Origin of the sequence: Micromonospora coxensis, assembly GCF_900090295.1 — a bacterium.
GTDB classification, from domain to species: domain Bacteria; phylum Actinomycetota; class Actinomycetes; order Mycobacteriales; family Micromonosporaceae; genus Micromonospora; species Micromonospora coxensis.
The window spans coordinates 469,431-490,448 of record NZ_LT607753.1; the positions used below are offsets into that span (position 1 = coordinate 469,431).

Consider the following 21,018-nt stretch of genomic DNA (forward strand, 5'->3'; position numbering starts at 1 on the left):
CCGTTCCACCCTCGCCCGGGCCAACCTGGCGGACGGCCGTCCGCTGCCGAGATCCGAGGCGGCCAGGGAGCAGCCGATCGGCGCACAGTTCGAGTGCAACCGCTCCCTACGGCAGTGGCGCCGCAGGGACGCCACGAGGACATGCTCACCGACCGGTGGGAATACCGTCGCCAGCCAGCGGACGAGCGGATGACGCCGGCCTGACGCGGCTGCTTCCTCGGTGCACGCGGCACACGGTGCGGCTGCGCAGGCCGGGCTGCCTCATCTCAGGCGAGCGGGGCGGTGCTGTCCCGGACGACCAGCTCAGGAATGATCAGACCCCCTGATGGTGGGGTCGTCCCTTCGATCCGGGCGACGATCTCGGCGATGCACCGCCGGCCGACCTCGGCGAAGTCCTGCCGGATGGTGGTCAGCGGTGGATGGAACAGCTCCGATTCAGGCAGGTCGTCGAAGCCGACGACGCTGATGTCCCCGGGAACCGATCGACCGGCCTCGTCGAAGGCGCGCAGCACGCCCAGGGCCATCTGGTCGTTGGCGACGAAAACCGCGGTGACGTCCGGCTGTTCGAGGATCCGGCGGCCCGCCTGGTAACCCGAGCGGGCCGACCAGTCGCCGACCAGTATCTCGGGAACGGGGGCCCGGGCTGCGGTCAACTCGGCGAGCCAGCCACGAGCGCGGGCATCAGCCTCGAACCAGTCGAGCGGTCCGCGTACGTGCACGACCGTGCGGTGGCCGAGGTCGAGCAGATGACGAGTGGCGGTGCGGGCGCCACCGACCTGGTCGATGCCGGCGACGGACTGCTCACCGTCGCGCGCTTCCACCATGACCAGGGGCACGGTACTCGGGACGGTGGCCACCGCCTCGACGGCGGCAGCGACCGGCGCGATGACGACCACCCCGTCCACGGCGGCGGCCATGAGATGGTCGATCGCCTCGCGCATCGACGTGCGGTCCATGGTGTCCAGCACGGCGACGCTGAGGAAGTAGCCGGCCCGCCGCGCCGCCTGAGAGATGCCGAAGAGGGTGCTCGCCGGACCGTACTGCTGCGCCGAGACGCTGATGACGCCGAGCGTCATCGTCCGCTTGGTGATCAACGCACGCGCGCTGACGTTTCGACGGTAGCCGAGTTGCGCGATGGCGAGTTCGACACGCTCCCGCGCGGCATCGCTGACGCTCGCGTGCCCGTTCAGCACTCGGGAGACTGTCTGGTGGGACACGCCAGCCAGCCGTGCCACGTCGCGCATGACGGGCGCGCGTCGCTGCTCGACGCCGTCGCTGCGCGCCGGCGCTCGTGATGTCATGGCCGTACCGTAACAGGCCAGGGACACTCCGCCAACGGGCGCGAGCTGAACGGTCACATCTATCGCTCATCGGTCGCCCAGGCCCGAGCGGACACGGCGTCACCGGGCATTGCCGAGCACTCACCCTTCGTCACCCAGTGATCGCACTGCAGCAAGTTACCGATCACATATCCCCCGTCGACACCCGAAGCCGCGAACGCCGACCTGCCGGATCCGCGCAGCTATCGTCCATCGGTTGCACACCGGATGCCGCCGCGACCGCCGGAGCCGGGCCATGAGAGCGTTCACACGCAACGCCCGAACGGAATGGCGGCGCCCACCCCGTGACCGATCACCGTGCCACGCAGCTTCGTAACCCAACCGTTACGAGCGCGCAGCTTGACTGGCATCTTTCACTCGACAACACTCACCACAAATGTGATCGGTAACACGACCAGCGGCGCCACACCTCGGCGTCGCCACCGACGGGACAGCCAAGGACTCGACCTCGCCCGGCCCACCCCGGCCAAGGTCGACTCCGTTCTCTTTCTCCGCTCCGGCGCGGACCGGCACCTCGACTCGGGCAGCGGCGCGCCAATCGGTGGACCGGACACGGGTCCGCCCATTCGGAAAGGACGCATCCATGAAACGACGTCTCGCACTCACCGCCGCACTGTCCGCGCTGACCTTGTTCGCCACGGCCTGCACCGGCGGCGGCAGTTCCAGCACCAGCGGTGACGGAGGAACCCTGGAGTTCCTCACCGGCACCGCGGTGGACTCGCCGCTCTACGTCCAGTACCAGGAACTGGTCAAGAAGTTCGAGGCCGACAACTCCGGCGTCAAGGTCAACCTGGTGCCGTCGAGCACCGACCACGAGGGCGACCTGAAGGTTCGCCTCGCCTCGGGCAACATCCCGGACATCTGGATGACCCACGGCTGGTCCCTGCTGCGTTACGGCAAGTTCCTCATGCCGCTGCAGAACGAGCCCTGGGCCAAGGACCTCGCCCCGGCCCTCAAGCCGGCGATGCTCGGCCCCAACGGCGAGCTGTACGCCATGCCGGTCGACACCGACATCGCGGGCATCCTCTACAACGCCGACGTCCTCGCCGAGGCAGGTTTCCAGCCCGACGACATCAAGACCTGGGACGACTTCAACCGGGCGGCAACCGCGATCAAGGCCAAGGGCAAGACGCCGATCTACGCCGCCGGCAAGGACCAGTGGCCGACCGGACTCTTCGTCGACTGGATCGCCCCGGGGATCTTCAGCGACGCCGAACTGAAGAACATGCAGCAGGGCACGTTCGTCGAGGGCAGCTACACCAAGGTGCTGGACACCGTCGCCGGCTTCCGGGACAAGGGCCTGCTCAACAAGGACTACAGCTCGGCGACCACCGACAACGTGGCGCGCGCCCTGGCCGAGGGCAAGACGGGCTTCAGCTTCCTGATGAACTTCGTCGCCACCTCCGCGTTCGAGTACAAGCAGGATGCCAAGATCGGGTTCATGCCGGTGCCGACTGCCAGCGGTGCGGCGCCGTACCTGATCAGCGGCGAGAAGAACGCCCTGGGAATCCACAAGGACACCAAGAACGCCAAGGCGGCCAAGGACCTGGTGGCCTTCCTCGCCCAGCCGGAGAACCTGACCAAGCTGGCCAAGGCGTCCGGCTCCGCACCCGGCCTGACCAACGCGACGTCCGACCTGGGTGGCCTGCAGGCCAGCTACGACACCTACGTCAAGCCGGGCACCGTACCGACCGTGCCGTACTTCGACCGCGTGTACATGCCCAACGGCGCCTGGGACACGATCGTCAAGACCACCGACGCCGTGGTGACCAAGCAGTCGAGCGTCGCCGACAGCGTCGGCAAGGTCAAGAGCGACTTCGCCAACCTCACCGCGCAGGCCAAGTGACGACATGGTGAACGGGACGATCGATTCGGCGGTGCGTCGCAGGACGGACGCGACGCACCGCCCGACCAGCAGGACTCGGCGCCGGCAACGCGGGACGGTGAACGTCCTCTATCTGCCCGCGGTGGCGCTCCTGCTCGTGTTCACGGTGTATCCGCTGTTCAACGGTATCGGGCTCTCGTTCACCGACTGGGACGGCTACAGCCCCGACCACAACGTGGTCGGAGTGGAGAACTACCAGCGGCTGTTCTCGGACGACACCTTCCGAACGGTGTTCTGGAACACCCTCATCTACGCCGTCGGCAGCACGGTGCTGCAGCAGATCCTCGGTCTCGGGCTGGCCCTCGCGCTGGACCGGCCCATGCGGGCCCGAGGGCTGCTCCGGGCGATCATCTACCTGCCGGTGCTGGTCTCCCCCGTCATCATGGGCACCATCTACTACCTGCTCCTGCAGTACGACAACGGGGCGCTCAACGACATCGTGGTGTCCCTGGGCGGAACGCAGCAGGCGTGGTTGAGCAGCACCAACGGCGCCATCGCCATCATCGTCGTGGTCAACACGATCCAGTTCGTCGGCCTCTCGATGATCATCTATCTGGCGGGACTCCAGTCGATCCCCGGCATGTACTACGAGGCCGCCAGACTCGACGGCGCCGCCGGCTGGGCGCTGTTCCGCCGGATCACCCTGCCGCTGCTGCAACCCGCCTTCGCCACCAGCATCGTGATCAACCTGATCGGCGGGCTGAAGCTCTTCGACGTCATCAAGGTGCTGACCGGCGGCGGCCCGGGTTACTCCACCAACTCGGTGTCCACCTTCATCGGCCTGACGTACTTCAACGCACAGAGCGCCGGCTACGCCGCCGCGATGGGCGTCACCCTGTTCGCCTTGATCATGGCGCTGACCCTGGTGCTCAACAGCGCGCTGAACCGGCGTCGAGTGGAGGCCTGAGCAATGCTGACCCGACACCGACTGTTCCGGACAGCCGCAGGCATCTTCCTGATGTCGTTCGCGGTCATCCAGCTCGTCCCCTTCTATGTCGCTCTCACCACGGCACTGAAACCCAAGAGCGACCTCTCCTCGCAGTGGATGCCGCCCACCGGGCAGATCTACCTGGACAACTTCCGTACGGCCCTGGAGCAGGGCGGGATCCTGCGGGCCATCGGCAACAGCATCGCCGTCACCTCGGTCTCCACCGTGCTGGTGTGCCTGCTCGGCGCACTGGCCGCCTATCCACTGGCCCGGCGTGGCACCTGGGTCAACCGGGCGGTGATGGTGCTGATGATCGGATCGATCATGGTGCCACCGTTGAGTGTGCTCGTGCCGCTCTACTCGATGATGAACCAGCTCGGTGGGGTCAACACCTACTGGGGAATCATCCTGATCCTGGTCACCGGGCAACTGCCGCTGAGTGTCTTCCTCTACACGGCGTTCATCCGGACCGTGCCGACCGCGCTGGAGGAGGCCGCCCGGGTCGACGGCGCCGACACCTTCCGGGTCTTCTTCCGTATCGTCCTGCCGCTGCTCAAGCCCGTCACCGCCACGGTGGCGATCCTGACCGGGGTCTTCATCTGGAACGACTACCAGATGTCGGTCTACATGCTGACCACCGACGAGGTCCGGACCATCGCGCCCGCCATCGGAGCCTTCTTCTCCCAGCAGAGCAGCAACCTCGGGGCAGCCGCCGCCGCGGCACTGATGGCAATGGCTCCGATCCTGCTGGCGTACCTGGTCCTGCAACGGCACTTCATCAAGGGCATGATCGCCGGCGCCGAGAAGTAGTTCATCCACATCCGCGACGAATACAGCGGTCGTCCTGAAACCTCCCTGTCGTCTCCCGAGTGTTCCTCGACGATGCGGTCACGGTCACTCGCATCCGGACCCGACGGGCAACCGCCCCCACCACCGAAGGAGCAAGGTTATGGCTGCAATGACCAGACGACTCGGGGCCCTGACCCTGGGCGTCGCCGTCGTCGGCGGGTTGGCCGTCGCCGGCGTCACCACCGCCAATGCGGAGCAGCAGGAGGCCCTGCCGGTGCCGGCCGCCGCAGCCGCCGCAGCCGGTCAGGTCGGCGTCGCGAACACACCGGCCCTGCCGGCGTCAGCGAAGTCGTCCATCTACGCCGTGCAGGTCGGCGGCAAGACGCCGTCGGTGTACCGGTCGGCGCCGAAGCCGCGGACGTGCCCGTCGACCAACTGTGACGGCGGTGACCACGCCCGGGCGGAGAACCGGTCGTTCAGCTGGTCGTCGTTCTGGTTCGCCGACGGCACCAGGCCCGTGGTCACGGTGACCCGCACCGCCGCCGCCGGACCGGTGACCGACATCAAGGTCCGCGGCACCGGCGACTTCACCGTGGTGAGCCGCAACCTCGCCCAGCGCAAGATCGAGATTCGGGTCAACAAGCCGAAGGCGAAGCTGTCGGTCGAGTTCATCGACAACCGCTACGACACGCTCCGGCAGCTACCGCTGGACGGCATGCTGCTGTTCGCCGACGACACCGAGACCGCCGTCCCCGCACCGTCCCGGACGGCACCGAACACCTACGTGGTCAAGCCGGGTCAATCGTTCGACCGCACGAAGGCCGCTGCCGCGACGACCGTCTTCTTCACCCGCGGCGTGCACGACCTCGGCTACTGGGCGGTGCCCGACTCGGTGCAGCGAGTCCACCTCGCCAACGGCGCCTACGTCCGTGGCGCGGTCGACTCCGCCACGGTGAGCAAGTCGACCCAGGAGGGCTTCACCCTCACCGGCCGTGGCGTCCTCTCCGGCGAACAGTTCAACTGGCGCGCCGACAAGCGCACCGGCGGCGCCACCTCGTGCAGCTACGACTGCTGGGAGCACACCGTCAAGATGGTGCAGCTCGGCACCAACAAGTTCCGCTTCCACGACGTGACCGTGGTCAACGCTCCGCACTGGGTCGTCACCGGCCACCGGGACAACGAGATCACCGCCAAGCCCGGCGACGACGAGTCGCGGTTCACCGGCACCGTCAGCGACGTCAAGGTGCTCGGCAACTGGGGCTGGAACGGCGACGGCATCCCCGCCATGACCGGCACCACCATCAGCGACTCCTTCGTCTCCGCCTTCGACGACGCCTTCAAGCTGTACAGCTCCAACGCCACCATCAAGAACAACACCCTGTGGCAGATGGACAACGGCGCGGTCTTCCAGCTCGGCTGGTTCGCCAAGACCATCTCCAACATCACCGCCACGAACAACACGCTGCTGCACGCCGAATGGACCGGCACCAACTCCAACTGGGGCCTGCTCAACTACCAGGAGGCCGGCGGCTCCGGCACCATCTCCAACCTCACCATCGACGGCACCCGCATCATGGGCCCCACCACTCGTGTCGTCGCCCTCTCCAACACCTCGGCCAGCCAGGCCTTCAGGGGCGTCAAGCTCACCGACACCACCGTCGACAAGCTCTACACCGTCGCCGAGATCAACCAGCTCAGGGGCAACGGGGCCAAGGACCTCCCCCGCAACCTCGTCCGGCAGTCGAAGGCCCCCCTCGAACTGACCATCACGAACCTCAAGATCGGCGGCACCACGATCACCGCCGGCAACGCCACGAGCACGGGCGGCTTCGACATCACCGGCAGCCCCAACCTCACCTTCAACTGATCCACCAGCACCGCAACCGGATCTCCACGCTCGCACCGGCACCCGGGCCGGGTGACCTCGCGGTCACCCGGTCCGGGTGGCGTCGTGCCCCGCTCCCTGCGGAATTCACCCGCTCCGGGTGACGGCACCGAGCGGGTACGCCGTTAGCTTCGGGGGCATGGCGAGTCCGCGTCCCACTCCCGTGGAGCCACTGCCGCACCTGGCGAACACCGAACTGCGACAGGCTCAGGCGCGCGCGCTACCCCCGGAGCTGGGGCCGAACGCGATCGCGCTGGTCAACGGGGCCACCTTCATGTACTCCGACCAGACCGGCGACGTACCGACCACGACCATCGGCGGTCTCGTCCACGCGGACACCCGGCTGCTCAACCGCTGGGAACTGACGCTCAACGGCGCTCGACTGATGACCCTGCGCTCCACCGTGTTGGAGTACTACCTGGGGCAGTTCATCCTGACCCATCCCGCGATGCCGGGTATACCCGCGGACTCCCTGTCCATCCGGCGGCTGCGCCACATCGGGGACGCGATGCACGAACGGGTCGAGATCGAAAGCTTCCTCGGCGATCCGGTCCGGTGCGAGCTGCGCCTGGCCGTGGGGACGGACTTCGCCGACCTGTTCGAGATCAAGTCGGCCGTGACCGACCGTTCGTCCTGGATCCGGCGGGACCACGAGCTGGACGGGAGCGGGCTGTGCTTCCGCTACGAGCGGGAGGGATTTCATGCCGAGAGTCGGCTGCGCGTCGATCCGCCGGCGGACCGGATCGAGGGCGACGAGCTGGTGTGGGACCTGACGCTGGCATGTCGCCGGCCATGGACCCTGGACGCGGAGTTGCTCCTACCGCGCAGCGTCCACGCCGCCCCGTCGGTCCGCGCCGACATCGACGACGTGTTCCACAACCGGGTCGAGCACCCGGCGCGGAACTGGCTCGCCGGCGGCCCGTCGCTGCACAGCGACAACACGACGTTGAATCGGGTGGCGATGCGCTCCCGGTGGGACCTCACCGCGCTGCGCCTGGAGTTCGACGGCGACGGCAAGCGGCTCGCCCTGCCGGCTGCGGGCATGCCGTGGTTCCTCGCCCTCTTCGGACGCGACACGCTGCTCACCGCCTTCCAGACCATCGCCGGAAACCCCCGCCTGGCCAAGGGCGCCCTGCTGGCACTGGCCCAGTCACAGGGCCGTACCTGTGACGACTTCACCGACGAGGAGCCCGGCCGGATCCTGCACGAGGTACGCCACGGCGAACTGACCCGGCGGGGAGCCATGCCCTACCGGCCCTACTACGGCGCGGCCGACGCGACCCAACTCTGGCTGATCCTGCTGTCGGAGTACTGGCGCTGGACCATGGACGACGACTTCGTCCGAGCGCTGCGCGACAACATCACCGCCGCCCTGCACTGGATCGACCACTACGGGGACCGCGACGGGGACGGCTACGTCGAGTACGCGACCCGCTCACCGGAGGGACTGGGCAACCAGTGCTGGCGCGACTCGTCGGACGGTATCCGCTTCGCCGACGGCCGCATGCCTGTCCTGCCCATCGCGACCTGCGAAGTGCAGGGCTACACGTACGACGCCAAACGCCGAATCGCCGATCTGGCCGACGGCCCGCTCGGCGACCCGGAGCTGGCCGCACGGCTCCGCGCCCAGGCCCACGACCTGTACGAGCGCTTCAACCGGGACTTCTGGATCGACGGGAGGGGCGGCTACTACGCGGTGGGCCTCGACGGCGACAAGCACCGGATCGACTCGCTCACCTCCAACCTCGGGCATCTGCTGTGGAGCGGCATCGTCACACCCGATCGGGCCGGGCAGGTCGCCCGCCAACTGACCTCCCCGGCGATGTTCTCGGGCTGGGGCATCCGCACGATGTCCCACGACGACGTGCCGTTCAACCCCATCGGGTACCACCTCGGCACCGTCTGGCCGCACGACAACGCGCTCGCGGTGCTCGGCCTCGTCCGCTACGGCTTCCGGGACGAGGCGAACCGGGTGACCCTGGCGTTGCTCGACGCCGCGGCGGAATTCGACTTCCGCCTGCCCGAGGCACTCAGTGGCTTCGACCGGCAGCGGACCCGGGTCGCCGTCCCGTACCCGACGGCGTGCAGCCCGCAGGCGTGGGCAGCGGCCGTACCCGTGACCCTGGTCCGGGCGATGCTCGGTCTGGACGCCGTCGACGGGCGCCTGGTCGTCGATCCCGAGGTACCGGCGGAGGTCGGACGGCTGCACGTGTCCCGAATCCTGGCCCTCGGCCGCCGCTGGGACATCGAGGCGACCGGCACGACCGGATCGGTCCGACCATCACCCGACTGACCTCTCGGCCGTGCGTGCCCGGGCGGGCTGCCCGGGCACGCACGGCCGCCGGGCCGCGACCACCGTGCGGTCCGCGGTCGGCGCCGCCGCCGCGGCCGGCACGTGGCCGGGTACGCGAGTGGCAACGGGCCGCGGCCGAGCGTCACTCCTGACCGACGGTACGGAACCCGGCGTTGCCCATGGACGAGTCAGGAGTGTTCGACGACCGTGCGGAGTTGCGGTACCTGTTGCAGTACGAGTCGTGGCAGAGGTACGAGCCACCACGCAACACCCGGGTAGAGCCGTGCTCGGGCCCTCGCGGATCGAGCGGCGGCGAGTACGAGTAGTAGTCGGCGGCGTACCAGTCGGCACACCACTCCCAGACGTTGCCGACGGTCTGCCACAGGCCGAAGGAGTTGGCGGCGAAGGACCGCACCGGCGCGGTCGTCAGATAGCCGTCGTCCAGGTCGTTGCGGTGGGGGAACTGCCCCTGCCAGATGTTGGTCTGCCACTGACCGGCGGGGTCGAGCAGGTCGTCACCCCACGGATAGCGGGCACCGGAGAGCAGCCCCCGCGACGCGTACTCCCACTCGGCCTCGGTGGGCAGGCGACGGCCGGCCCACGCACAGTAGGCGACCGCGTCGTTCCAGCTCACATGGACCACTGGATGATCACCGAGACCGTCGAGCGCACTGAGCGGGCCGCCGGGACGACGCCAGTCCGCCCCACGCACGGTGAGCCACCAGGGCGTCCCCGCCGCACGACCGAGGACGTCCTCGTCGCGGGCCGCCACCGCGAGATGGAAGACCGCGCTGAAGCCGAAGGCCTCCGCTTCGGTCCGGTACCCGGTCGCCTCCACGAATCCCGCGAAGTCGGTATTCGTCACCGGGGTGGCGTCGATGGTGAAGGGCCCGACGCGTACCCGGTGAACGGGCTCTTCGCCGTCGCCCCGGTTGCCGTCCCCCCGCGCGTCGCCCATCAGGAACTCGCCACCGGCGAGTGCGACCTGGCTGACCGCATGCCGACCGGGGCCGGTCCGGACCGGCCCCGGCACGGTGGGTTCCAGGGACATCCGCAGCCGGTCCGTCGTCGCACCCGGCGACCGCTGCGGCGAGCAGCAGCTACCGGGGGACGCCCCGGCCTCCGGGCGCTGACGGTCGGCGGTCATACCGACGCCTGCCCGCCGCGATCGCCGTCGACCAGGTGGGCCGGACCCGCCACCGCATGCCGGCCGGTCCGATCGAGGGTATGACGGTGATCCTCCCGTCGGCCACCAGCGGCCACGCTCATCGCCATCGCTCCTGCATAGCTGGCCTCGTCCAGTCCGCTCAGGGTGGGGTCGTAGGCGACGTCGCCGACGTCGTACATCGAGGTCATCCAGTGGTAGAAGTTGTCGCCACGATCCCGCAGCACATCGTAGAGGCGACGCATCATTCGACTGCGGACCGGCGTCATCTCGGGGTGGCCGTAGATGTTGTTCAACTCGTCCGGGTCGGTGATGAGGTCGTACAGCTCGTTCGTCGAGTCCGGGTTGACCACCAGCTTGTACCGGTCCTCCCGCAACATCCGCTGCGGATAGGGGAAGTGGTGCCCGTGGAACTCGCAGACGATGTCGTCGTCCCACGTCACCGGCTCACCGCTGGTGAGCGGAAGCAGACTACGCGAGTCCACCGCCGGCGCCGGATCGACGCCGGCGAGTTCGAGGATGGTCGCCGTACAGTCCAGCAGGCTGACGAACTCGTCCCGCACGACGCCGGCCGGCTGCCCTGGGACGCGGAGCAGGCCCGGGGTCCGGTAGATGTCCTCGTACATCGCCGGGCCCTTGTCGTGCAGCCGGTGCGCGCCGGTGAACTCGCCGTGGTCGCAGGTGAAGAAGACGGCGGTGTCGTCGGTGAGGCCGAGCCGGTCCATGGCGTCCATCACCCGACCGACCTGCTCGTCGATCAGTGCGACATACCCCCAGTAGACCGCGATCAGCTTCCGGGTCACCTCGATCGGCATGGTGTCGAACGTCCAGTGCGCGCTGTAGTTGCGCTGTACGGGCGGCTTGCCGTGGAAGGTCTCCGCGATCGACTTCGGCAGCTCCACCAGTTGCGGGTCGAACATGTCGAAGTAGGCGTCCGGGATGATGTAGGGCAGGTGCGGACCGAAGAAGTTCAGCTCCAGGAAGAACGGCCTCCCGCTCTCCCGGGCGTCCGCGGCGTAGCGCTCCAGCATCTCGATCGCCCGCGTGGCGAGGTAGTACTCGAACGTCGCTTCCACGGGCTGGTGCAGGCGCGCGGCGAGCAGGTTGCCCGGCCCGCCGTTGGGCAGCACGCCCCGGACCCGGTCGCTGATCTCGTACGGCGGCAGGTCGTGCTTGTCGAGATAGGCGAGGTAGTCCTGGTGCTCGACGGGGTTGTGCCAGCCGGGCAGGTCCGGGCCGTCGAACCCGAAGTCGGCGGCGCGCTTGCGATGCCCGACATGCCACTTGCCGATCAGCCCGCAGTTGTAGCCCTTCTCCCGCAACGCCTGCGAGAAGGTGAACTGCCCGTCCGGCAGGTCCTCGATGTAGCCGACGTTGCGTTCGTGGTTCGCCAACAGCCGGTGCCGGAAGGGCGCCTGGCCGGTGAGCAGGCTCGCCCGAGCGGGCGTGCAGATCGCGGTCGGGGTGTACCAGCGGTCGAAGCGGGTGCCGGATCGCGCCAGTGCGTCGAGGGCCGGGGTCGCCGCGAGCTGGTTGCCGTACGCGCCGAGCGTGTCCACCCGGTGCTGGTCGGTCATCAGGAAGAGGATGTTGCGAGGATCGGTCACTTGCTGGCCGCCGTGAAGAGGTCGCCGGTGTAGTACGTGCCGGGGTCGACCGGCGAGGTCAGCTTGCCGGCCTGGACGAAGTAGTCGTTCATGCCGGTCAGCCACTTGCCGATGGTGCCGTCGGTGGTCTTCTGGTCCAGTTCCGCCAGGGACAGCACCTGGGAGTTCGCGGCGTCGGCCTGCACCTTCGCCACATCGATCTTCAGCATCTTGGCGGTGTACTCGATCGTCTTGTCGGGGTTCTGGCTGCGGAACTCGATCGCGTCGCGCAGCGCGGCGATCACCTTCTCGGCCTTGCCACGGTCCTTGTCCACCACGTCGTTGCCGGCCACGAAGGCGGTGGGGAAGGAGACCGTGTCGGCGAAGTCGGTGTTCTTCGCGAGCTCCACGAGGTTCGGAACCTGCTGCTTGATGGTGGCGGTGGCGGGGTACCAGAATCCGGCCGCGTCGATCTTCTTCGACACGAACGCCGACACGATGGTCGACGGGTCCATCGGGACCACCTCGACGTCCTGCTTGGTCATGCCCGCCTGCTTCAGCGCGAGGGTGAGGATCATGTCCCCGGAGGTGCCTTCCGGCACGCCGACCTTCTTGCCGCGCAGGGCCTCGACGGAGGTGATCCCGGGCTGCGCGATGACCCGGTCGGCGTTGCCGAGGGTGTTGATCGCGACGACCTTCGCCTTGCCGGAGGCGGGCAGCCACATCGCGCCGGGACCGATGTAGCCGAAGTCCAGGTCGCCGGCGCCCAGGGCCTGGATCTGCAGCGGCCCGTTGGTGAACACCGGCGTCTCGACCTTGAGGCCGTGCTTCTTCCAGATCCCTTCCTGTTCGGCGACGGCGAGCAGGCTGGCGCCGTTGTAGTCGCCGATGTAGCCGAACCGGACGTTCGTCGTACCGTTCGCGTCGTCGCCGGACTCCGCGCCCGAGCATCCGGTCGCGGCGAGCGCGACGGCTGTGACGGCGGCGATGCCGAAAGATCTCCTGGTGAGCTTCATGATGTGCTCCTCTTCGAGGTCAGGGGGTGTTGGTGAGGTCGGCGCCGGCCGGCTGGCCCGGGTCCTGGTGGTAGACGGCCTGCCAGACCCGGTTGCGCAGGGCGGCGAACTCCGGGCTGAACCGGACCTCCTCGGTGCGGGGGTACGGAAGATCCACGTCGATGACGTCGAAGATCCGGCCGGGTCGGGCGGCCATCACGACCACCCGGTTCGCGAGGAACACCGCCTCGTCGACGTCGTGCGTGATGAACACGACCGTCCGCCGGTCCTGGCTCCACGTGGCCAGCAGCTGTTCCTGGAGCTTCACCCGGGTCAGCGCGTCGAGCGCACCGAACGGCTCGTCCATCAGCAGGATCGAGGGATTGACCGCGTACGCCCGGGCGATGGCGCAGCGCTGCTTCATGCCGCCGGAGAGCGTCTTGGGCAGCGAGTCGGCGAAGTGGTCGAGCCCGACCATCTGGATGAAGTGCTCGGCCCGAGCCCGTCGTTCCGCCTTGGGCACCCGCGCCGTCTTGAGCCCGAACTCCACGTTCTGGCGTACCGTCAGCCACGGGAACAGCGCGTACTGCTGGAAGATGACGCCGCGCTCCGGGCCGGGGCCACGAACCGCAACGCCGTCGACGAGCGCCGTACCGGCAGAGGGCTCGTCGAGCCCGGCGAGGATGTTCATCAGGGTGCTCTTGCCGCACCCGGACGGTCCGACGAGGGTGACGAACTCGTTGTCGTCGATGTCGAGCGAGACACCACCGAGGGCCACGAACTCCTCCCGGCCCACCTGGTAGGTCCGGCGGACGTCACGGACGGAGATCTTGCTGGAGACTGCCGTGTCTGTCATCGCCGCTCCTGCCAACCGGTGAGTTTGTTTCCGGCCAGCAGCAGCAGCCGGTCCATGATGAGGCCGAGCACCCCGATGCAGACGATGCCGACGAAGATGGTCGGCAGGTCGTAGTACAACTGCGCGGTCTGCATCCGATGCCCGAGCCCTTCCTGAGCAGCGAGCAACTCGGCCGCGACGAGAGTCGCCCACGCCGAGCCGAGACCGACCCGCATGCCGACGAGGATGAACGGGGTGGACGCGGGCACGACCACTCGCAGGAAGATCGCACCGTCCCGGGCGCCGAGAACCTGCGCCGCGTTGATCAACGTCCGGTCGACGCTGACCACGCCCTGGAAGGTCGAGATCACGCACGCCAGGAAGGCCGCCAGGATGATCACGAAGATCTTCGGGGTCTCTCCGATGCCCATGAGCACCAGTACCAACGGCAGGATGGCCAGCGGGGGAATCGTCCGGAAGAACTGCACCCACGGTTCGAACAACGCTCGGGCTGTGGCGTACCAGCCCATCAGGAAGCCCACCAGGATCGCCGCGACGGACCCGATCAGGAAGCCGGCCAGCACCCGGCCGAGGCTGGCCAGCACGTCGGTCTGCAGGGTGCCGTCGGCGAGCAGCTTCACCGCGGCGGACACGACCTCCGGCGGGGTCGGGAACTGGAAGCCCGCCAGTGCCAGCGACCACCAGACACCGATGCCGAGCAGAATCGACACCACGTTGAGCGCCAGCATGGTACGACTGCGACCGGACCGACCGACTCGCCTGGACGTCTTCCGGGAGGGGCTCTCGGGGGTCGCCGGCGTCCCTTGCTCGGCGACCGGCAGAGTGTCGGTGTTCATGACCGGCACCGCGCACCTCCCACCCTGACGACGGGACCAGCCATGTTGTGCTCCTTCGTGGTCGACGTCCGGCCACCTGACGGGGCGCGGACGGCCTCTGGATAGCTCTTCAGAAGGGGTGACTCGTGGAACAGCGCCGCCACGGCGCCGAGGGCGCCGCCCTCGTCGCGGAGCACGGCGGCACGGACGACCGGAGCCATCTCCGGCTGCCAGGACAGTTCGTACGTGATGGTCGCCGCCACCTGCTGCACGAGCGCCGGTGAGACATCGACGATCTCGCCACTGACCACGACCTCGCTCGGGTTGAGCGTCATGGCCGCGGCGCCCAGGACACGCCCGATCACCGCGCCGGTGTCGCGCAGCACCCGCTCGACCCCGGGATGCGCGATCGCCACCGCGGTCCGCAGCTCGTCGATCGTCTGGACCTGGGCGCCCTCGGCACGACAACGCGCGAGGATGGCCGGGGCCGACGCGAAGGTCTCGACACAGCCCCGCTTGCCGCATCGGCATGCCGCCGTGCCGGCCTCGGCCACCGTGACGTGCCCGAGTTCCCCCGCGAAACTCGTGGCGCCGCGTACCAGGCGGCCGTCGACGACGAGGCTTCCGCCGACGCCGTCGGACAGCCGGAGATAGATCAGGTTGTTCACGGTGTCGGGGTGGGAGTGCAGCGCCTCGGCGAGTCCGGCGAACCGGACGTTGTTGTCCACGATGACCGATGCGTGGAAGCGGTCGGCGAACGACTCGGCCACCCCGTCCGCCCAGGAACGGTCGCCCCATCCGGGCACCCCGACCCCGACGGCCTGCAGCGCCCCGTAGTGCACCCGGCGGTCCACCTGCAGGCGTTCGACCAGAGCGAAAGCGGCCGACAGTCGTTCGGGCCACTGCGCCGACTCGGGGTATCGCGCGGTGCCGGTGGCGATGATCTCGTGGGCGGCGTCGGCGACCGCCACGTTCACCCGCCGGTGGCCGAAGTCCACCCCCATGTACTGACCCGAGCCGGGATCGATGGCGAGGCGCTCGGCGGGACGGCCGCTGCCCGCGCGCTCGTTCGCGTCCGTGTCGACGACCGTGATCGCGCCGCGACCGAGCAGGTCGGTGGTGATCTCCGAGACCGTCGTGCGGGACAGTCCGACACGCCTGGCGATCTCCCCACGGCTGAGCGCGCCGAAGCGTTGAAGAATCCGCAGGACGCGTTCCTCGTGCGAGCGGCGGACCAGTGTGTGAGCTCCGCTGGTTGTTGACACGATGCGAACGCTAGGTTTCCAGATTTTTTCCGTCAACGCCCCGACAGAAAAGAGCGCGATTTCTGTCGCGTCACTGCAGAAGTCGATTCGACCGGGTGGCTCACCGGCTCTGACCAGTGGCGATACTGGCGCCGGAGCAGACCGGCTCAGCCCGCGACCGGCGAGGCGCCGCGCCGTGAGGACGCGTCGACGAACGGCACCGAAGAGCACCGGACGGGCGACGAGGGGGCGGGGACGCCTGCCGGCCGGGAGCGGACGGCACCCCGACGGCGGGACGTGCGCCCTCAGCCCAGCAGGACGTAGAACAACGCGCCGCCCCCGGTGAGCACCGTCAGGACCGTGCCTGCGACGGGTAGCGCCGGCCCGGGCAGCGGCACGCCGGCGGCCGCCCGGCGACCGGCCGATCGGTAACGGCGGGCCGCAGCGACGGCCACGGCCGTCGTCGACACCGCGCCGGCGACAGCCATCCCCACAGCGAGGAGGAGGTGACGTTCCGCCAGCACGCGTATCAGCACAGCCAGCAGCCCGCAGGTCGACAACGAGGTCCGCGACCAGGCCAGCGCCGTGCGCTCGGGCTGGGCGCCGGCATCCCACAGCTGACGCGCGGTCACCACACCATCGCCACGACGATCACCACTCCGGTGACCACCACGCCGGCCACCACCGGCAGCGCCGGAAGGGCGGGTAGCGGGCGCCCCCGTCGCAACGCCCGCTCGCTGTACGCCCACCGTCCGAGCGCCTGCACCGACGCGACCAGTCCGAGGACCACGAAGAGGGCCGCCACGGCCCGTCCTGCCGCGCCATCGTCGAGGGCGCGTATCGCCACACCGGCCACGATCAGGGCCAACGAGGTCCGGATCCAGGCCAGGAACGTGCGCTCGTTGGCGAAGGTGAAACGCGGGTCGGGCTCCGAGCCGGTGCGGTACACCCACCGGGGCCGCCGCCGATCCGACGGGACGGGCAGCTCCTGTCCGTTCGAACCGTGCGTCGACATCTGCCGCCCAACAACCGGGTACGGGCCCGATGAACAGGCCGAAGGGGTGGAGTCATGACCAACGGAGGCAGGGGCGCCGCGCGCGACGGCCATCAGGTGACCACCGAAAGCCGGCGGTCACCTGACGTCGGCGCAGGGCGTCCGGGCAACCGTGGGGCTCGTCGTGCCGGAGGTGTTCAGTCGCCTGCCTGGTGGCCCGGCCTGCGGCGCTGGACGTACAGCCGGTTGCCCTGCGGGCCGGTCCACTCCAGTCGCACGATGCCCGGCACGGCGGCGTCCGCGATCCGCGACGGATCGGACCAGTAGCCGAAGTTGGGATTGCGGAAGAACGTCGCCCACGGCCGTCCACCGGCATCGGTGAAGAAGTTGTTGTGCCCGGCACCGACCCCCGCCGTCCAGCGCTCGGAGTACGGTCCCTCCAACCGGTCCGCGACCGCGACGATCGCGTCGTACTGGTACTGCACCCGGCCGGGACCCGGCGGGTCGTACGCGTAGCGCGTGGTGCCGTCGGGCTGGGTCGACGTACGGTCCCAGGCGGCGTGCAGGAGGTAGTACCTCCCCTGGAACTTGTACACGTACGCGCCCTCAAGGTACGGCTCGGGGGTGTAGGGCGTCTGCTGGAAGGTCGGGAGGTTCGTCGTCGGGACGATGTCCTCCATGTCGTCGCGGAACTTCGCGTACAGGTCGTTGTGCAACACGAGCCACGCGTCGTCACCCTCGGTGTAGAGGCTGCCGTCGATGTGGTGGTAGGCGCCGGGCTTGATGAACTTGGGCCCGCCCTTGAACGACTCACCGAAGGGCTTGTCCAGGTTGCCCTGGACGAGCCGGTACGGTCCCTCGACCCCACCTTCGCTGACGAGCAGGAAGGAGCCGACCTTCTGCGAGTGGTCGCCCATGCAGGCGGCGATGTACCACCGACCACGGAAGTAGTGCACCTCCGGGGCCCACGCCTCACCGCGCTTGCCGAACTCCTCGTCGTACCAGTACTGCTGCCACGGTGCGACGACCGTGCGTCCCGGACGGTTCTCCCCGACGAACTCCGGCGACCACACCTTGCCCTTCTCCACCCCCGGCCGGATACCGGTGGTGTCGACCAGCTTCCACGGACCCTTCAGGCTCGGGGCCACCCACACGAAGATCCCGTCGTTCCACGGCGCGGCCTTGTCCAACCCGACCGCCCGGGTCGTCCCCGTGGCGACGTACACCGGCCGACCCTTGACCCGGAAGCAGTTGACATAGGTGTCGCGGATCCAGACCCGCCCCAACTCCTCGTCCCGCGGACGCAACTCCAGCGGCAGGATGAACGAGTTGTCCTCCCGCGGCCACAGATCCCACCGGACGTCCGCAAGACCATACGGCTGCGGATCCGGCCAGTTCGACGGATACGGACGCATCGAGCCTCCCTCCGGCGACGGCGGCGCAACCGCTCCCGCCGCGGTCGCCGGCAGCGCCGCCACACTGAGAACCCCCGCGACACCGGCCAACAGAGATCGTCGATCGATATGCGACTTGTTGCCGAATCCGGTCATCGTGCACACCCTTCATCGTTGCGCAGAGCATGATCCATGCCTGCGGCAGACAATAGGGGGACTCATTCCGACATTGAACAGCCGACAGAAAAGTTCGGACGGGAACGACGGATCGGTCACCGAACGCCACCAGGGCGCGATCATGCGTTGTCGCGGCAGGGCGGCGGACTCCACCGCCCTGCCGCGTCACCCTGGGCTCACCTGCAGTCAGGAGCCAACTGCACATCGCGGAAGTCGTCGATCCACGCATAACCGAGCCCGGCCAGTCCGTTCGGCGCGGGCTGCACCGTGTACGGCGCGAAGATGCTGTTGAGCAGCCACGGCGTCTTGTCGGGGCCGAAGTCCTGCACCATCGGGATGTCCTGCCGGAAACCGTAGCCGGCCATCGCCAACCGACCGGTGGCCCGGAACGCCTGCATCTGGTCGCGAATGTAGTGCCGCTGACTCTCGAACCACGGGCTGCTGGCCAGGAAGTCATTCCATTGCTGCTGGGAAAAAGGCTGTGCGATGGCTTCCCGGATCACCTGCCACACCACCGTTCCGGCGGGGAACCCGTAGCGCTCGGCGAATTGCGGCGAAACGGGGTCGCTCAGGTGCTCCTTCCAATACCAGACGAGGGAGAACTCCGTGGCCAGGAACTTCTGATCGGGTCGCAGCCGGGGAAGCACGTAGTCGAGGAAGGGCTGGACGGCCGCCCGGTCCGGCACGTGCGGGTGGATGTCGACGCCCTGGAGGTCGGGCGTCTCCCGGACGAACCGCATCCAGCGCTCCACCGCTGGCGTACGACGCGCCGGCAGATCGAGACGGTTGAGCGCGCCCATGTAGAGCCGTGTCTTGCAGTCCGGCCCGCAGTGCGCCCGGCGGTAGGCGATGATCCGCTCGGCGACGGCTTCGTAGAACTCGTTCAGGACATCGGTACGGTCCTGCGGGCGGCTCTCGATGAACGGCTCGTTACCGATCACCAGTATGTCCACCCGGCCCATGACGACCGGCAGGACCCGGTCCAGGCGGGCCAGTTCGGTGGCCATCGCGGCACTGCCGACCGCCGGCATCTCCGCCGCGGAGAGGGGGAACTTCAAGCCGAGGGTCGTGCCGTATCCTCGCCGCGAGGCGTCCAGCACCCCACGGAGCGTGGGGGTGCTCGCGGGATCGACGCCGTCCGCGTCCGGCATCGTGAAGAACGCCCGGATCCAGGTCGCCCGAGCGGCTTGCAGCTCCCGGTAGTTGAGGCTGCCGAGGTCCTGATTGAAGTTCGCACCGAGAACACCGTCGGCGGCGTGTGGCCGGGTCATGGAACCGCTGGGCACAGTGCCGCGGGGAGCGCCGTGCACGACCGGTGGCGCCACGCCCAACGCGAGCCCGACCGTCACGGCGGTGATGGGTAGCAGTCGTCTCAGCATGTGTTCCTCCTTCGTGGTTGCCGGCCGCGCCGGTCGATTGCCTTCCGGGTCATGGGAGCCATGTCGCCCGTCAACCGCCGAGCAGGTGACCGCGGTTGCGGCGCTCGACGTACAGGCGGTTGCCCTCCGGGCCGGTCCATTCCAGCCGCACCACACCGGCCACCGCGGAGTCGTCGACGCGCGCCGGGTCGGCCCAGTAGCCGCCGGCGGGATTACGGAAGAACGTCGCCCACAGGTGGCCGCTGCGATCCATGAAGAAGTTGTTGTGCCCGATGCCCACACCCGCGGTGTACCGCTCGGAGTACGGCCCCTCGAAGTTGTCCGAGACGGCGACGATCACGTCGTACTGGAACCGCTCCTGGGCGGAGCCGGGCAGGTAGGTGTACCCGGTGCTCCCGTCGGGATCGGTCGACGTCTTGCTCCACGCGGCGTGCAGCAGGTGATACCGCCCCTGGTACTTGAACACGTACGCGCCTTCGAGGTACGGCTCCGGCGTATAGGGCGTCTGCTGGAACGTCGGGAGGTTCGTCGTCGGGACGATGTCCTCCATGTCGTCGCGGAACTTGGCGTACAGGTCGTTGTGCAGCACGAGCCACGCGTCGTCGCCCTCGGTGTACAGGCTGCCGTCGATGTGGTACTTCGGTTCCTTCTTGACGGGATCGCCGAAGGGCTTGTCGAGGTTGCCCTCGGCGAGCCGGTACGGGCCCTCGACCCCGCCCTCACTGATGAGCAGGAACGAACCCGACTTCAACGCGTCACCACCCGTGCAGGCGACGACGTACCACGTACCGCGGAAGTAGTGCACCTCCGGAGCCCAGGTCTGGCCGCGTCTGCGGGCCTGCCCGTCGTACCAGTGCTCCTGCCACGGCGCGACGACCGTGCGTCCCGGCCGGTTCTCGCCGACGAACTCCGGTGACCAGACCTTGCCCTTCTCCGCCTCCGGCCGGATGCCCGTGGTGTCCGCCAACCTCCACGGTCCCTTCAGGCTCGGGGCCACCCACACGAAGATCCCGTCGTTCCACGGCGCGGCCTTGTCCAGCCCGGGCACCCGACTGGTGCCCGTGGCGACGTAGACCGGCCGACCATCGACCACGAAGCAGTTGACATAGGTGTCCCGGATCCAGACCCGACCCAACTCCTCGTCGCGGGGCCGCAACTCCAGCGGCAGGATGAACGAGTTGTCCTCCCGCGGCCACAGATCCCACCGGGCATCCGCAAGACCGTACGGCTGTGGATCCGGCCAGTTCGACGGATACCGCCGCATCGACGCGCCCTCCCCGGAAGCGGGCAGGG

Annotated in this window: 17 protein-coding genes; 5 read left to right on the forward strand and 12 right to left on the reverse strand. The window is 68.6% G+C overall.

Translation table 11 applies throughout. The annotated features are described in order from the left end of the window. Positions 1–266 precede the first annotated feature (266 nt). Complete coding sequence (locus GA0070614_RS02190) at positions 267–1,358, reverse strand: LacI family DNA-binding transcriptional regulator (protein WP_231933477.1); 1,092 nt, start codon at positions 1,356–1,358, stop codon at positions 267–269. 565 nt (positions 1,359–1,923) lie between these two features. Between GA0070614_RS02190 and GA0070614_RS02195 the strand changes: the two genes are divergently transcribed. From GA0070614_RS02195 to GA0070614_RS02215, 5 genes are all read left to right on the forward strand, one after another. After that, positions 1,924–3,186 carry an ABC transporter substrate-binding protein gene (locus GA0070614_RS02195; RefSeq protein ID WP_088974418.1) on the forward strand — a complete coding sequence of 421 codons (1,263 nt, stop codon included), beginning with the start codon at positions 1,924–1,926 and terminating at the stop codon, positions 3,184–3,186. Between the two features lie 97 nt (positions 3,187–3,283). Continuing rightward, a complete protein-coding gene (locus GA0070614_RS02200; RefSeq protein ID WP_231933478.1) occupies positions 3,284–4,132 on the forward strand; it encodes a carbohydrate ABC transporter permease in 849 nt (282 codons plus the stop codon). A 3-nt stretch (positions 4,133–4,135) separates the two neighbouring features. Further along, positions 4,136–4,963 (forward strand): carbohydrate ABC transporter permease, encoded by an 828-nt coding sequence (locus GA0070614_RS02205; RefSeq protein WP_088974420.1) that lies wholly within the window; start codon positions 4,136–4,138, stop codon positions 4,961–4,963. Positions 4,964–5,111: 148 nt separating this feature from the next. Continuing rightward, positions 5,112–6,809: a glycoside hydrolase family protein gene (locus tag GA0070614_RS02210; protein WP_157744882.1), complete on the forward strand. Its 1,698-nt coding sequence runs from the start codon at positions 5,112–5,114 to the stop codon at positions 6,807–6,809. A 157-nt stretch (positions 6,810–6,966) separates the two neighbouring features. After that, complete coding sequence (locus GA0070614_RS02215) at positions 6,967–9,120, forward strand: amylo-alpha-1,6-glucosidase (protein ID WP_088974422.1); 2,154 nt, start codon at positions 6,967–6,969, stop codon at positions 9,118–9,120. A gap of 142 nt (positions 9,121–9,262) precedes the next feature. On the opposite strand, the gene GA0070614_RS02220 is transcribed toward GA0070614_RS02215, so the two are convergent. The 11 genes from GA0070614_RS02220 to GA0070614_RS02270 all read right to left on the reverse strand — a co-directional run bounded on the left by GA0070614_RS02220 (position 9,263) and on the right by GA0070614_RS02270 (position 20,989). Then, the gene (locus GA0070614_RS02220) at positions 9,263–10,267 is read right to left on the reverse strand and encodes a formylglycine-generating enzyme family protein (protein WP_088974423.1); all 1,005 of its coding nucleotides are present in this window, start codon (positions 10,265–10,267) and stop codon (positions 9,263–9,265) included. Continuing rightward, positions 10,264–11,997, reverse strand: a complete 1,734-nt coding sequence (locus tag GA0070614_RS02225; protein WP_456299216.1) for a sulfatase-like hydrolase/transferase — start codon at positions 11,995–11,997, stop codon at positions 10,264–10,266. The genes GA0070614_RS02220 and GA0070614_RS02225 overlap by 4 nt, the downstream gene beginning before the upstream one ends. Next, positions 11,889–12,887 (reverse strand): aliphatic sulfonate ABC transporter substrate-binding protein, encoded by a 999-nt coding sequence (locus GA0070614_RS02230; RefSeq protein ID WP_088974425.1) that lies wholly within the window; start codon positions 12,885–12,887, stop codon positions 11,889–11,891. Before GA0070614_RS02230 ends, GA0070614_RS02225 begins: the two co-directional genes overlap by 109 nt. 19 nt (positions 12,888–12,906) lie before the next feature. Next, positions 12,907–13,722 carry an ABC transporter ATP-binding protein gene (locus tag GA0070614_RS02235; RefSeq protein WP_088974426.1) on the reverse strand — a complete coding sequence of 272 codons (816 nt, stop codon included), beginning with the start codon at positions 13,720–13,722 and terminating at the stop codon, positions 12,907–12,909. After that, positions 13,719–14,450: an ABC transporter permease gene (locus tag GA0070614_RS02240; RefSeq protein ID WP_088974427.1), complete on the reverse strand. Its 732-nt coding sequence runs from the start codon at positions 14,448–14,450 to the stop codon at positions 13,719–13,721. The genes GA0070614_RS02235 and GA0070614_RS02240 overlap by 4 nt, the downstream gene beginning before the upstream one ends. Before the next feature lie 104 nt (positions 14,451–14,554). Further along, positions 14,555–15,802, reverse strand: coding sequence for an ROK family transcriptional regulator (locus GA0070614_RS02245; protein ID WP_197701396.1), 1,248 nt, complete (start codon positions 15,800–15,802; stop codon positions 14,555–14,557). A 284-nt stretch (positions 15,803–16,086) separates the two neighbouring features. Beyond that, positions 16,087–16,413 (reverse strand): DUF202 domain-containing protein, encoded by a 327-nt coding sequence (locus tag GA0070614_RS30050; RefSeq protein ID WP_157744883.1) that lies wholly within the window; start codon positions 16,411–16,413, stop codon positions 16,087–16,089. After that, positions 16,410–16,796 carry a YidH family protein gene (locus GA0070614_RS02255; protein WP_088974428.1) on the reverse strand — a complete coding sequence of 129 codons (387 nt, stop codon included), beginning with the start codon at positions 16,794–16,796 and terminating at the stop codon, positions 16,410–16,412. The genes GA0070614_RS30050 and GA0070614_RS02255 overlap by 4 nt, the downstream gene beginning before the upstream one ends. A 176-nt stretch (positions 16,797–16,972) precedes the next feature. Beyond that, positions 16,973–18,190, reverse strand: a complete 1,218-nt coding sequence (locus tag GA0070614_RS02260) for a family 43 glycosylhydrolase (RefSeq protein WP_197701397.1) — start codon at positions 18,188–18,190, stop codon at positions 16,973–16,975. Between the two features lie 332 nt (positions 18,191–18,522). Further along, a complete protein-coding gene (locus GA0070614_RS02265) occupies positions 18,523–19,725 on the reverse strand; it encodes a hypothetical protein (RefSeq protein ID WP_197701398.1) in 1,203 nt (400 codons plus the stop codon). A gap of 70 nt (positions 19,726–19,795) precedes the next feature. Beyond that, positions 19,796–20,989: a family 43 glycosylhydrolase gene (locus GA0070614_RS02270; RefSeq protein WP_197701399.1), complete on the reverse strand. Its 1,194-nt coding sequence runs from the start codon at positions 20,987–20,989 to the stop codon at positions 19,796–19,798. Positions 20,990–21,018 lie beyond the last annotated feature (29 nt).

Excerpts from the sequence above, each read along its gene's own strand:
- GA0070614_RS02235 (WP_088974426.1), bottom strand. The coding sequence starts at position 13,722 with ATGACAGACACGGCAGTCTCCAGCAAGATCTCCGTCCGTGACGTCCGC.
- GA0070614_RS02260 (WP_197701397.1), bottom strand. The coding sequence starts at position 18,190 with ATGCGTCCGTATCCGTCGAACTGGCCGGATCCGCAGCCGTATGGTCTT.
- GA0070614_RS02265 (WP_197701398.1), bottom strand. The coding sequence starts at position 19,725 with ATGCTGAGACGACTGCTACCCATCACCGCCGTGACGGTCGGGCTCGCG.
- GA0070614_RS02240 (WP_088974427.1), bottom strand. The coding sequence starts at position 14,450 with ATGCTGGCGCTCAACGTGGTGTCGATTCTGCTCGGCATCGGTGTCTGG.
- GA0070614_RS02215 (WP_088974422.1), top strand. The coding sequence starts at position 6,967 with ATGGCGAGTCCGCGTCCCACTCCCGTGGAGCCACTGCCGCACCTGGCG.
- GA0070614_RS02230 (WP_088974425.1), bottom strand. The coding sequence starts at position 12,887 with ATGAAGCTCACCAGGAGATCTTTCGGCATCGCCGCCGTCACAGCCGTC.
- GA0070614_RS02205 (WP_088974420.1), top strand. The coding sequence starts at position 4,136 with ATGCTGACCCGACACCGACTGTTCCGGACAGCCGCAGGCATCTTCCTG.
- GA0070614_RS02255 (WP_088974428.1), bottom strand. The coding sequence starts at position 16,796 with ATGTCGACGCACGGTTCGAACGGACAGGAGCTGCCCGTCCCGTCGGAT.
- GA0070614_RS02195 (WP_088974418.1), top strand. The coding sequence starts at position 1,924 with ATGAAACGACGTCTCGCACTCACCGCCGCACTGTCCGCGCTGACCTTG.
- GA0070614_RS02210 (WP_157744882.1), top strand. The coding sequence starts at position 5,112 with ATGACCAGACGACTCGGGGCCCTGACCCTGGGCGTCGCCGTCGTCGGC.
- GA0070614_RS02220 (WP_088974423.1), bottom strand. The coding sequence starts at position 10,267 with ATGACCGCCGACCGTCAGCGCCCGGAGGCCGGGGCGTCCCCCGGTAGC.
- GA0070614_RS02270 (WP_197701399.1), bottom strand. The coding sequence starts at position 20,989 with ATGCGGCGGTATCCGTCGAACTGGCCGGATCCACAGCCGTACGGTCTT.